Source organism: Synechococcus sp. BO 8801, assembly GCF_002252675.1.
In the GTDB taxonomy this organism is placed as follows: domain Bacteria; phylum Cyanobacteriota; class Cyanobacteriia; order PCC-6307; family Cyanobiaceae; genus Cyanobium.
This window is the reverse complement of the sequence record NZ_NQKY01000007.1, coordinates 111,799-123,902: the sequence shown is the minus strand read 5'-3', so window position 1 is coordinate 123,902 and position 12,104 is coordinate 111,799. Positions and strand designations below refer to the sequence as shown.

The 12,104-nt window shown below is 70.1% G+C and carries 14 protein-coding genes; 5 read left to right on the top strand and 9 right to left on the bottom strand.

Annotated features, from left to right (window positions below; translation table 11 throughout):
• Nucleotides 1-2 precede the first annotated feature (2 nt).
• Nucleotides 3-890, top strand: coding sequence for a DUF547 domain-containing protein (locus tag CJZ86_RS07550; RefSeq protein WP_233133904.1), 888 nt, complete (start codon nt 3-5; stop codon nt 888-890).
• A gap of 43 nt (nt 891-933) precedes the next feature.
• On the opposite strand, the gene CJZ86_RS07545 is transcribed toward CJZ86_RS07550, so the two are convergent.
• The 5 genes from CJZ86_RS07545 to CJZ86_RS07525 all read right to left on the bottom strand — a co-directional run bounded on the left by CJZ86_RS07545 (nt 934) and on the right by CJZ86_RS07525 (nt 5,415).
• Entirely contained in the window at nt 934-1,401 is a 468-nt protein-coding gene (locus tag CJZ86_RS07545) for an arsenate reductase ArsC (protein ID WP_233133903.1), read from the bottom strand.
• A 67-nt stretch (nt 1,402-1,468) separates the two neighbouring features.
• Entirely contained in the window at nt 1,469-2,440 is a 972-nt protein-coding gene (gene arsS / locus CJZ86_RS07540; RefSeq protein WP_094585334.1) for an arsenosugar biosynthesis radical SAM (seleno)protein ArsS, read from the bottom strand.
• Between the two features lie 64 nt (nt 2,441-2,504).
• Entirely contained in the window at nt 2,505-3,845 is a 1,341-nt protein-coding gene (locus CJZ86_RS07535) for a cation:proton antiporter (protein ID WP_094585333.1), read from the bottom strand.
• Between the two features lie 195 nt (nt 3,846-4,040).
• Nucleotides 4,041-4,355: a P-II family nitrogen regulator gene (locus tag CJZ86_RS07530; RefSeq protein ID WP_094585332.1), complete on the bottom strand. Its 315-nt coding sequence runs from the start codon at nt 4,353-4,355 to the stop codon at nt 4,041-4,043.
• Nucleotides 4,356-4,407: 52 nt separating this feature from the next.
• Entirely contained in the window at nt 4,408-5,415 is a 1,008-nt protein-coding gene (locus tag CJZ86_RS07525; protein WP_094585331.1) for a sodium-dependent bicarbonate transport family permease, read from the bottom strand.
• Nucleotides 5,416-6,147: 732 nt separating this feature from the next.
• Here CJZ86_RS07525 and mazG point away from each other — a divergent pair.
• Complete coding sequence (gene mazG, locus CJZ86_RS07520) at nt 6,148-7,038, top strand: nucleoside triphosphate pyrophosphohydrolase (protein ID WP_094585330.1); 891 nt, start codon at nt 6,148-6,150, stop codon at nt 7,036-7,038.
• Here mazG and arfB read toward each other — a convergent pair.
• Nucleotides 6,998-7,432 (bottom strand): alternative ribosome rescue aminoacyl-tRNA hydrolase ArfB, encoded by a 435-nt coding sequence (gene arfB, locus CJZ86_RS07515; protein ID WP_094585329.1) that lies wholly within the window; start codon nt 7,430-7,432, stop codon nt 6,998-7,000. The two genes, mazG and arfB, sit on opposite strands and share 41 nt — an antisense overlap.
• Nucleotides 7,429-8,172, bottom strand: coding sequence for a carbonic anhydrase (locus CJZ86_RS07510; protein WP_094585328.1), 744 nt, complete (start codon nt 8,170-8,172; stop codon nt 7,429-7,431). Before CJZ86_RS07510 ends, arfB begins: the two co-directional genes overlap by 4 nt.
• Before the next feature lie 57 nt (nt 8,173-8,229).
• Between CJZ86_RS07510 and speE the strand changes: the two genes are divergently transcribed.
• Both speE and speB read left to right on the top strand, forming a co-directional pair.
• Nucleotides 8,230-9,123 carry a polyamine aminopropyltransferase gene (gene speE / locus CJZ86_RS07505; protein ID WP_094585327.1) on the top strand — a complete coding sequence of 298 codons (894 nt, stop codon included), beginning with the start codon at nt 8,230-8,232 and terminating at the stop codon, nt 9,121-9,123.
• Nucleotides 9,120-10,004, top strand: a complete 885-nt coding sequence (gene speB / locus CJZ86_RS07500) for an agmatinase (RefSeq protein ID WP_094585326.1) — start codon at nt 9,120-9,122, stop codon at nt 10,002-10,004. Before speE ends, speB begins: the two co-directional genes overlap by 4 nt.
• Here the strand turns inward: speB and CJZ86_RS07495 are convergent.
• Nucleotides 9,998-10,357, bottom strand: coding sequence for a cyclic nucleotide-binding domain-containing protein (locus CJZ86_RS07495; RefSeq protein ID WP_233133902.1), 360 nt, complete (start codon nt 10,355-10,357; stop codon nt 9,998-10,000). The genes speB and CJZ86_RS07495 overlap by 7 nt on opposite strands.
• Before the next feature lie 180 nt (nt 10,358-10,537).
• On the bottom strand, nt 10,538-10,777 hold the full coding sequence (locus CJZ86_RS07490; protein ID WP_094585324.1) for a hypothetical protein: 240 nt from the start codon (nt 10,775-10,777) through the stop codon (nt 10,538-10,540).
• 177 nt (nt 10,778-10,954) lie between these two features.
• On the opposite strand from CJZ86_RS07490, the gene gcvT reads away from it, so the two are divergent.
• Nucleotides 10,955-12,070, top strand: a complete 1,116-nt coding sequence (gcvT, locus tag CJZ86_RS07485; protein ID WP_094585323.1) for a glycine cleavage system aminomethyltransferase GcvT — start codon at nt 10,955-10,957, stop codon at nt 12,068-12,070.
• Nucleotides 12,071-12,104: the final 34 nt, after the last annotated feature.

Below are 12,104 nucleotides of genomic sequence, written 5' to 3'. Positions count from 1 at the left end.
CCGTGGTGTTCCTCCGCTTCGCCATGGTCCGTGTCCGCTCCCGCACCCCGCTGCTGCTGGCCTGCGGCCTGGTGCTGATCACCGCCACGGGCTGCGGCGGCGGGCCGGCCCCGTGGACGTCCGCCGAGGCCGGCCGCCCGTCCCCGGTGGCCACCGCCCCCCAGCCGCCCCTTGATCCCGGCCCCTACAACGCGGTGCTGCGGTCGGTGGTGGATGGCCGGGGTCTGGTGGATTACGCCGCCCTGCAGCGGGATCCGGCCCAGCTCGATCGCTACATCAAGGCGCTGGGCGCCCTGGCCCCCGAGCGCTTCGCCTCCTGGTCGGAGGCCGAGCAGATCGCCCTGCTGATCAACGCCTACAACGCCTTCACCCTGCGCGCGATCATCGACAACGATCCGATCCGGCCCAGCATCAGGGACATTCCCGGCGTCTGGAAGTTCCGCCGCCACGAGTTGATGGGCCGCGGCCTCACCCTCGATGCGATCGAGCACGAGATCCTGCGGCGCGAGTACAACGAACCCCGCATCCACGCGGCCCTGGTGTGCGCCGCCATCAGCTGCCCGCCCCTGCGGCAGGAGGCCTTCACGGGGGCGGCGCTGGAGCGGCAGCTGGAGGATCAGACGACCCGCTGGCTGGCCAGCCCCGTGGGCCTGGCGATCGACCGGGCCGCCGGCACGGTGGGGATCTCCGCGATCTTCCAGTGGTTCGCCGAGGACTGGCTGCGGGCCGATCCGCAGGCGGAGCCTGTGCCGGGCCACGAGAAGCAGAGCGCCGTTCTGCGCTTCATCGCCCGCTACCGCCCCGCCGCCGAGCGCGCCCTGATCCTGGGCGGCGACTACCGCTTCGCCTACCTCCCCTACAACTGGGACCTGAATCGCCAGAGCCCCTGAGGCCTGACCCCTCTCAAGGCCCTGGCGACGTGCTGGCTGTCGCTCAGGCCACCGGCTCGTTCAGCAGGGCACCGATGCGTTCGGCCAGCTCATCGAAGCAGGCGGAGAAGGCCCGTCGGGCCTGCTGAGGCTCCCGGTGGGCGGCTGGATCGGCCAGGCCCCAGTGCACCCTGGCCGGGTCCCCCGGGAACGTGCCGCAGCTTTCGGCCGCATGGTCGCAGACCGTGACCACCAGATCGAACGGTGTCGTCGCCGCCTCCAGCACCGACGCCAGGCTTTTACTGGCGTACCGGGACGGGTCCACGGGAAGACGGCCGATCTGCTCCAGGGCCATGGGATGGACCTGACCCGTCGGGGCACTGCCGGCGCTGACGACCTCGATCGCCCCCGCTCCCAGGGTCTGGAAGAGGGCTTCGGCCATGATGCTGCGCGCCGAGTTGCCGGTGCAGACCACGAGCACCCGCCGTTGGGCGGCCCCGCCGGGGCGGGTGGATGGCATTGGAATGGTCATGGTTGGGAAAGGGGGATTCCTGTCACTCGCTGGCTCGACCGGGGGCTTCAGAGCGGCCCGTGGGGCCTCAGCTCAAAGCCCCGCCGCAGCTGGAGCCGGCGCCGGCGGTGCAGCCGAAGCAGTGGTCGGCCACGGCGATCGGCTCCCCATCAGGGTCCTGCTCCAGCAGCTGGCGCAGGTGGGCCCGGGGGCTGCCCTGGCCGATGGGCAGGCCGAGCATCTGGTTGAAGTCGCAGTCGTACAGGAAGCCCTGCCAGTCGACGCTGAGGGTGCTGCGGCACATCACCTGGGCCAGGTTGGCCGGATTGTGGTGCTGGCGCAGCAGCGCCATGTAGCCCTCCAGCTGCCCCTGCTGCCGCAGCACCGCCGCGAAGCGCTGGATGGGCATGTTGGTGATCGTGAACAGGCGGTTGAAGCGCAGCCCGAAGCGATCGGCCAGCTCCCGCCGGTAGTCGGCCTCCAGGGCCTCCTGGGGCGGCGGCAGACTGGGACCCTGGGGGTTGTACACCAGATCCAGCTCCAGGCCTGCGTCCGGATCGCCGTAGCCGAGGGCGTTGAGCTGGCGCAGGCCCGCGAGGCTGCGCTCGAACACGCCATCGCCCCGCTGCCGGTCGACATTGTCGGCGAGGTAGCAGGGCAGGGAGGCCACCACCTTCACCCCCTGCCGGGCCAGGAAGACGGCCAGGTCCTCCTGGCCGGGCTCACTGAGGATGGTGAGGTTGCAGCGGTCGATCACCGCCACCCCCAGCTCCCGGGCCTGGCGCACCAGCTCGCGGAAGCCGGGGTGCAGCTCCGGGGCGCCGCCGGTGAGATCCAGGCTGGCGATCGCCCGGGCCCGCAGCACCGCCGGCACCAGGGCGATGGTGGCCGCCTCCATCATCTCGGTGCGGCTGGGGCCGGCGTTCACATGGCAGTGGCTGCAGCTCTGGTTGCAGCGGTAGCCCAGGTTCACCTGCAGGGTGTCGAGCCGGCTGCGGCGGAGGGCCGGGAACGGCGGCGCCAGGGTGGTGGTGGGGCCGTTCGGATCGGCAACGCCCATGGATGGAGGGGATGGCTACCGGAGGTACCGGCCGGGCGGCGAATCGGATGGGCCTGGCGGCAGCTCAGCTGGGCTGGGGTGCCGCCTCCTTCTGACCTCCGATCACAAGCCTCAGCAGAATCGGGGCGAGGAAGGTGGTGCCGATCACCATCAACAGGATGGCGGCTTCCAGGGCCGGAGTGAGGATGTTGGCCTGGGTTCCCAGACCCAGGAAGATCAGTCCCACCTCGCCGCGGGGCATCATCCCCAGACCCACCACCAGGCGGTTGGTGGGGTCCTTGCTGGTGTAGGTCCAGCCGGCGGCCACCTTGCCGGCCACGGCCACCACCAGCAGGAACAGGGCCACCACCAGCCCCTCGCGGTTGGCGGGATCGAAGGGGTTGAGCACCGAGAGGTCCATGCCGGTGCCGATCAGCACGAAGAAGACCGTGGCGAACAGGGCCACCAGGGGTTTGACGGCGGCTTCGATGTCGTGGGTGTGCTTGGAGGCGCTGAGGATCAGGCCGGCGGCGAAGGCCCCCAGGGCGGCCTCCAGGCCGATGGCCTGGGCGGCGAAGCAGCAGAGGGTGAGCACCACGAAGCTGGCCACCGCCACATCGCCGGGGGCCTTGAGCTGATCCACCACCCAGTCGAAGCCGGGGGCGGCGAAACGGCTGAGCACTAGGGCGACGGCCACGAAGACCACCGCCGCAACGCACAGCTGCACGACCGGCCCGAGGGTGAAGGAACCGCCACCGGCCAGGGAGACCACCACCGCCAGGATCACGATGCCGAGGATGTCATCGAGCACGGCGGCACCGATGACGATCTGGCCCTCCTTGCGCTTCAGCCACTGCAGCTCACCGAACACGCTCGCCGTGATGCCGATCGAGGTGGCCGTCATGGCGGCGCCGGCGAACACGGCCGGGATGAACGGCACATGGAAGAGGTAGTAGAGCCCGGCGGTGCCGGCGGCGAAGGGCAGCACCACGCCGGTGAAGGCCACGGTGCCGGCCTGGATGCCCACGGCCACCAGTTCATCCAGCTCGCTTTCCAGGCCCGTCAGGAACAGCAGGGAGAAGAGGCCGATCTCGGCCACCACCTTGAGGCTGGAAAAGGTCTCGCTGTAGAGAGAACTGATGGACTCCGGGGTCATGCCGCCCAGGGAGCTCAGCATCCCGAGCAGAGCGCCGCTCAGCTGGGCCTGGGCCTCGGGGGGCACCACCAGATGCAGGCCGGAGGCGCCGATGATCACGCCGGCGACCAGTTCGCCGAGGATGGTGGGCAGCTGGAGGCGCACCATCAGCTCCGCCATGAAGCGGGCCGCCACGAAAATCACGAGAAAACGGCCAACCCCGATCAGGGTCTCCGTCACTTCAACCTGGTGGCTGCCGACTTCCATCAGCAAGGTGGGCAGCAGATCCATCAGGTGGGGTACGGGTGGGTGCAGTTTTAGAGGGAAGGAGGCTTGAACTGTTGTCTGGACGACACCAGAAACCAAAGGATCCCGTGATGGATCCGATCAGCGCTGGTGATCGATGGCGTTGATCCAAGCCAGGGTGGCCTGGAAGAACCCCACCCGTCCGGGCAGGAACGGGTGGGGACTAAGGAACCCGATGGATCAGAACTTGTGGTCGCGCAGGGCTTCCACCTGGTAGATGTAGGTGATGATCGAGTAGTCGGCGTAGAACTTGGCTTCGATCTGACGGGTGATGGTGTCGGCCAGTTCGCGGGTGCCGGTGAGCACTTCGATCTTCACATTGGAGAGGGTGTGGGACACACTCGGCTCGCCCGTGGAGCGCACATTGCGGCTCCCCTCACCGCCGGCGGCGTTGACGGTGTAACCGGTGGCACCGGCAGCCTTGATGAGCTTGATGAGTTTTTTGGAGAGGATTTCCTCTCCAACGATCACCAGCTTCCAGACCTGTTGACTCATGGGTTTGACCTCTTGACAGTGGTTGATTGTAAATGAATATCAGGTATGGAGATCAACGGCCGAGCATCACCTCTGCAATCCCGATGAACAGGGGGATGCAGATCGCGATCGCGACGGGGGTGCCGATGGCGGTGGATGCGCCGATGTAGGCCGAGGGATTGGCCGAGGGGATGCCGGCACGCAGGGTGGGCGGACCCGAGATATCCGAGCTGGAGGCGGCGATCACCGCCAGCACGACGGCGCCACCGATGCTGAAGCCGGTGATCTTGTGGATGATCAGGCCGACGCCGAAGGCCAGGAAGCCATGGACGATGGGGGAAATGAAGGCATAGATGGCAAACCATTGGGCCACCTTGCGCAGCTCGTTCATCCGTTGGGCCGCCTCCATTCCCATGATGATCATGAGAATCGCGAGGAAGCCGCGGAACAGGGGGTTGAAGAAGCTCTCGTAGACGGGCTCGGGCTTGGTGAGGATGCCGAGGGCCACGCCCAGCAGCAGCGAGGTGACGGCCGAACTCTGGATGCTTTCCTTGATGATCGGCCAGATTTCGATCTTCTCGGCGGTGTTGCCCGTCTTCTTGGAGAGGTAGACGCTGGCAACCACGATGGCCGTCACCAGCGCCGGAATGTCCATGAAGGGGTAGAGGGCCGCCGTCCAGGCCTCATAGGGGATCTTGGCGGAGTCCAACTGGGGCAGCACGGCCGCCAGGGTGGAGCCACTCACCGCGCCGAACAGACCGCCGGTGGCCACGGCGTCAGGCACGCTGATGCCGGGCAGTTTGCCCAGGGTCCAGCGGGCGATGAAGACAATAACGATGCCAACCAGCACCGCTGCCAGCGCCGGCAGAAAGATCTCGGTGGGGTTGGAATTGCGAATCGCGATCCCGCCCGTCAGGCCGATCTTCATCAGCAGGAAAAAGCTGATGAACTTGTAAATCGAATCGGGGATCGCCAGCTGGCTGCCAAGGGCGGCCACGATGATGCCGCCGATCAGGAATCCCAGGGTCGGGGACTGGACCTGCTCCAGGAAGAGCGGGAGGAAGTCGGAGATGAATGCCACGTGGTGTCTGTGTTCTCTTCGGTTGAGTGGCGGGAAAGGTAGCAGCCGCCACAGCCGGCCTGTCGAAAGTAACAAAGTGTTAAGCGCGCCCCTCGCGGGTGGTGCTTGCCTGTTTTTGAGCTTCTGCTGTATCGGAAGACGGCGGCCGTTGATGCAATCAAGCCTCCGTAAACTCTGCGCCGCTTCTGTTATTCAGTAGCCTTGAGGTGGCAGCCTTTCCGTGATTCCAGAATCCGTTCTGTTCTGTGGCTGGAGCGGGGCATTGTCTGTGTTCGCGGATGGATCGTCTCTCGCTGGTCCCATGGGGCTTCTGCCGCCCCAATCCATTGCACCGCAGGACCTCCGGCGGTAGCCGGATGATGGCAGGGTGATCGCATGCCGCCGGTTGGGGTGATTGTGGGCGGCCCCACCGCCAGCCGATGGATCATCGCTTCACAGCGCGATTGATCGCTCCGGAACCTTGTCCTGTGGTCGCCGCTGCCAGCCCGGGTGTCGCCGGCCACCAGCGCCTGGCGACACCCCTCGGCGGCGCCGGGTGGTGGTGGGATGGGGTCGGTGTCGCTCTCAGGTTGGGGCGGGCCTGAGGATCGGACCCGCGCCGATCCCATCCCCGAGGTAGTCGCAGCCACCGCCATGGGTATCCGCAGCCACCGGAAGGGTCCAACCGGCCCTGCCGTCAACGCCTGTGACGCCATCGCCAAGGATGGTTCCCTTGGTTCGCGCCTCCCTGCGATGACCGGTTCCCGGCCGCTTCCCGCTTCTGATGCCGATGGGGCCGGGGAGGCCCTGGCCGAGTTGGTGGCGATCGTGGACCGCTTGCGGGATCCCCAGGGCGGCTGCCCCTGGGACCTGGCCCAGACCCACAGCACCCTGATTCCCTACGTGCTCGAAGAGGCCCACGAGGTGGCCGATGCGATCCGCCAGGGCGACGACGATCACCTGGCCGAGGAGCTGGGGGACCTGCTGCTGCAGGTGGTCCTGCACGCCCGCATCGCCAGCGAGGCGGGGCGCTTCGACCTGGCCGCCGTCGCCCGCGCCATCGCCGCCAAGCTGGTGCGCCGCCACCCGCACGTGTTCGATCCGGCGGCGGAGCGGGCCGACGATCCGGAGGCCGTGCGCCGCAGCTGGGAGGCGATCAAGGCCGCCGAGCGCCAGCAGCCAGCCAGCGCCAGCCCCCTCAGCGACCGCCTGGCGGAGAAGGTGCGCGGCCAGCCCGCCCTGGCCGGCGCCATGACCATCTCCCGCAAGGCCGCCGCCGCCGGCTTCGAGTGGGACGCCATCGAGGGGGTGTGGGCCAAGGTGCAGGAGGAGCTGGACGAGCTGCGGGAGGCCGTGGCCAGCGGCGACCGGGCCCATGCCCAGGAGGAACTGGGCGATGTGCTCTTCACCCTGGTGAACGTGGCCCGCTGGTGCGGCCTCGACCCGGAGGAGGGCCTGGCGGGCACCAACCGCCGCTTCCTCGACCGCTTCTCCCGGGTGGAGGCCGCCCTGGGCGGGGATCTCGGCGGCCGCGGCCTCGCGGAGCTGGAGGGCCACTGGCGGGCCGCCAAGGCCCAGATCCGCGCCGAGCAGGGTCCTGGCCCTACCCCTCCTCAGGCGGACCCTGCCGGCGGTGGTTCTTGATCGATCCCCGCTGGCGTTTGGCCTTCAGCCGCCGCTCCACCGAGCCCCGGCTGGGCTTGGTCGGCCGGCGGGGCGGCGGCGGCGGCGCGATCGCCGCCTGGATCAGCTCCACCAGGCGCTTCTGGGCCGCCTGACGGTTCTGCCACTGGGAGCGGTGCTCCGCCGCCACGACCACCAGGCCCGCCGGGGTGAGCCGGCCGGCCAGCCGCCGCAGGGCCCGCTCCCGCAGGGCGGGGGGCAGGGCATCGCTGGTGGCCAGGTCGTACACCAGCTCCACCCGGGAGTCGGTGGTGTTCACCCCCTGGCCGCCGGGACCGGAGGCGCGCGAGAAGCGCCAGCCCAGCTCGGCAGCCGGGATCACCCGGCCGTTCCCCAGGGGCAGATCGCCGCTCACACCAGGCTCACTTCGCCGCTGCCAATGTCGAAGTAGGCGGCCTGGATGGTCAGGCGCCCCTCCGTCACCGCCTGGCGGAGCAGGGCACTGCGCCGGGGCAGGGCGCTGGCGGCGGCGGCGGCGTTGTGGCGCACCGCCTGGGCCAGGTCGGCGCCCGGCTTGAGGCTGGCCCGGATCGGCGCCACCAGCTCCTCCAGCAGGGGCGTGAGCGGGTTGCTGGCCATCGCGGCGGTCACCGCGCCGCAGCCGCTGTGGCCCATCACCAGGATCAGGGGCACCGCCAGCTCCGCCACGGCGTACTCCAGCGAGGCCACCCCCGCATCGAAGGCCGTGTTGCCGGCGCTGCGCACCTCGAACAGTTCCCCGGCCCCGCAGGCGAAGATCCACTCCGGCGCCACCCGCGAATCGGCGCAGCAGAGCACCGAGGCCCAGGGCCGCTGGCCGGCGGCCAGGGCATCGGGGCGCACCTGGCAGTGCATGGGCCAGGTCTCGTGCAGCAGGGTGGCCCGCGACAGGGGATCGGCGCTGCGCTCGGCGCCCTGCCAGGCCTTGCAGAAGTCACGGTTGCGGCGCAGCAGCTCCTGGAGCGGATCGCCGCCGGGGCGGCACACCGAGAGCCGTTCCGTCAGGGTGCCGTCCGCCGCCGCGGCCGCCGCCGGCCGGGGCGCCAGGGTCTCCAGGGCCACGCTGGCGCCCGCCAGGGCGAGGAGCCTCAGCAGGTGGCGTCTGGAATGTGCCATGGCGCCGTGACAAGGGGTCCTGCCGAAGGTTTAGCTGGAAAGCCACGAGCCAACCGCATGGGACCGCAACAGCCACCGGCCGACGCCTGCCCCCCGGGCGCCTGGGTGGACGAGGAACTGGGCGGGGTGCGCTACGGCCTGGCCGCCACCGTGGTGGAGGAGCACACCAGCCCCTACCAGCGCATCACCATCATCGACAGCCACACCTACGGCAAGGGGCTGCTGCTCGACGGCTGCTGGATGACAGCGGAACGGCAGGAACGGCATTACCACGAACCCCTGGTCCATCCGGCTCTCTGCGCCGCCGCCTCCATCGAGCGGGTGCTGGTGATCGGCGGCGGTGACGGCGGCACCGCCCGCGAGTGCCTGCGCCACCCCGGTGTCGCCCACCTCGACATGGTGGAGATCGACGGGCTGGTGGTGGAGCTCTCCCGCAAGCACCTGCCCAGCCTGGGCGGCGCCGCCTGGAGCGACCCCCGCTTCCACCTCACCGTCGGCGACGGCATCGCCTGGGCGGCCAACGCCCCTGACGCCAGCTACGACGTGGTGCTGGTGGACGGCTCCGATCCCGCCGGGCCGGCCGAGGGCCTGTTCAACCGCACGTTCTTCGAGAACTGCCGCCGCCTGCTGCGCCCCGGCGGCGTGTTCGCCACCCAGAGCGAATCCCCCGAGGCCTTCCGCCAGGTCCACATCGATACCGTGCGGCTGCTGCGGGAGGTGTTCGGCCACGCCGATCCGATGTACGGCTGGGTGCCGATGTACCCGAGCGGCTGGTGGAGCTGGACCTTCGCCTGCCCCGACGGCCCCCGCTACCGCGAGCCGCTGCCGGAGCGGGCCGCGGCGGTGGCGCCGGGCTGCAGCATCTGGTCGCCCCGCTGGCAGCGGGGGGCCTTCGAGGCGGTGCCGGCCTTCGTGGAGCGCGCCCTGGTCGACGCGGCGAGCCAGTCATGAGCCAGGAGCTGTTCGACACCGAAGGGGCGATCTACATGGGCGCCCGCCGCGACCCCCTCGGCTGCGCCGTGGGCCTGTTCGGCGTTCCCTACGACGGCACCACCTCCTTCCGTCCCGGCGCCCGCTTCGGCCCGGCGGCGATCCGGGATGTGAGCAGCGGCCTGGAGAGCTACGACCCCCAGCTCGACCGCGACCTCGAGGACCTGGCCTTCGCCGACCTCGGGGCCGTGGCGATCCCCTTCGGCGCCCCCGAGCCGGTGGTGGAGGCCGTGGGCCGGGCGACTGAGGCGGTGCTGGATCTGGGCCTGGCGCCGTTGATGCTGGGCGGTGAGCACTCGATCAGCAGCGGGGCGGTGGCGGCGGTGGCGCGGCGCCATCCCGATCTGGTGCTGGTGCAGCTCGATGCCCACGCCGACCTGCGCCAGGAGTGGCTCGGGGCCCACCACAGCCACGCCTGCGCCATGCGCCGCTGCCTGGAGGTGCTGCCCAGCGGCGAGCTGCGCCAGATCGCCATCCGCAGCGGCACCCGCGAGGAGTTCCAGGAGCTGCGCGTCACCGGCCGCCTGGTGCCGATCGACGCCATGGCGGCGGCGCTGGCACCCCTGCGGGGCCGGCCCCTGTATCTCACCGTTGACCTGGACTGGTTCGATCCGGCGGTGCTGCCGGGCACGGGCACGCCCGAACCCGGAGGCTTCCACTGGCCCCAGTTCGCTGAGCTGGTGGAGGAGCTGCGCCAGCACCGGCTCGTGGCCGCCGACGTGGTGGAGCTGGCCCCCCAGCTCGACCCCAGCGGCGTCAGCGCCGTGCTGGCCGCCAAGGTGACCCGCAGCCTGCTGCTGCTGCTCGGGCGGCCGGTGCCCTCAGGCGCCCCGGCTCAGTAGCAGCAGGTGCCGCTGGCGCGCTGCTCCCGCAGGCGGGTGTGCTGCTGCCCGATCAGCTGCACGGCCAGGGTGGGGTGGTTGTGCAGCAGGTTGAGGAAGCGGAGCCGGTCGAGGCGCAGCACCTCCACGGGGGTGCGGGCGAAGGCGTCGCTGCGGTGGCTCAATTCGCGCCAGGTGATGTCCTGGTAGCTGAACAGCTCACCGGGGCGGTAGCAGGTTTTTTCGCCCTGCTCGCCCACCAGCTCGACGATGCCGCGACGCACGGCATAGATGGCGTTGGCAGTGGCGCCACGGGAGAAGACGTGGGCGCCGGTCGGGAGGGTGAAGGTCTCACAATCCACATGAACGGCCATCAGCTCAAGGGGTGATGGGGATGTGGCGGTTCTGATCAATGCAGGGGACCTCCGTGGTCGGGGTGGACGTATTGAGCCTTCCTAGGGCGGAACGGGGCGTTCCGCTAGGAGAAGCCGGGGTGAAACGGCGGAAGAATGCCAAAAAGGCATCAACCGACACATGTTTTCGTCCGCCTGACGTCAGGAGAGGCCGGTGGCCAGGCTCAGCTGCTGGCTGGCCACCGGATGGCGGGCTTGCTTGAGCAGGGCCTCGGGGGACACCACCGGCAGCCGCGGCGGACGGGCCGTCCAGTGGTGGCACCACAGCTCGGCCACCAGCTCGGGGTGGATGGGGAGCTGACGCAGCTGGCACCATCCCATCTCCACCCCGGCGGGAGGGGTGCAGTGGCGGCAGCTGCGGCAGTTGGGACGGTTGCCCATCCTCTTGACCCATTGGGCCATTCAAGGTACGCATTTCCTTGCCGGTGTGATAGGGGTGGAAGCCGAATCACAGGCTTTCTTCGGTATTGGAGGCCCCACCTCCAGTACTGGCGGCGCTCAGTCCATAGGATCGCGCCACCCTGCTCCGGCGTCCCCCTGGCCGGCCGGTCGCCTCCGATGGATTCCACCTCCCTGCGCCGCACACCCCTGGACGCCGCCGCCACCGCCGCCGGGGCCCGCATGGTGCCCTTCGCCGGCTGGCAGATGGCGATCCAGTTCGCCGGCCTGGTGCAGGAGCACAACGCCGTGCGCCAGCACTGCGGCGTCTTCGACATCTCCCACATGGGGGTGCTCACCCTGCGGGGCCAGGGCACCAAGGACGCCCTGCAGCGGCTGGTGCCCACCGACCTGTTCCGGATCGGCCCCGGCGAGGCCTGCTACACGGTGCTGCTCAACGAGGCCGGCGGCATCCTTGACGACCTGATCGTCTACGACCGCGGCCGCGTCGCTGGGCCCGAGGGGGAGCGCGATGAAGTGGTGCTGGTGATCAATGCCGCCTGTGCCGAGGCCGACACCGCCTGGATCGCCAGCCAGCTGGAACCCGAGGGGATCACCATCACCGACCGCAAGGGCGACGGGGTGCTGCTGGCCCTGCAGGGCCCGGAGGCCCCCGCCCGCCTCGAGGCCCTGGTGGGCACGAGCCTGGCGGGCCTGCCCCGCTTCGGCCACCGGGAGCTGGCCATCGACGGCGCGCCGGTGTTCGTGGGTCGCACGGGCTACACCGGTGAAGACGGCTTCGAGCTGCTGCTGGCCCGCGAGGCCGGCGTGGCGCTGTGGCAGCGGCTGCTGGCCGACGGCGTCACCCCCTGCGGTCTCGGCGCCCGCGACACCCTGCGGCTGGAGGCGGCGATGCACCTCTACGGCAACGAGATGGACGCGGCCACCACGCCGCTGGAGGCGGGCCTGGGCTGGCTGGTGCACCTGGAAATGCCGGCGGACTTCATCGGCCGCGCCGCCCTGGACCGCCAGACCGCCGAAGGGGTGGGCCGCAAGCTGGTGGGACTGAAGCTGCAGGGCCGCGCCATCGCCCGCCATGGCTACCCGGTGCTCCTCGATGGGGAGCCGGTGGGCGAGGTCACCAGCGGCACCTGGTCCCCCACCCTGGGGGAAGCGGTGGCCCTGGCCTACGTGCCGGCGGCGGCGGCGAAGCCCGGAACGGAGCTGGCGGTGGAGATCCGCGGGCGGGCCGAGCCGGCCGTGGTGGTCAGACGGCCGTTCTACCGGCGCGGCTGAGCATCCTTTCTGCGCTGGTCCGGCCCCTCCAGAA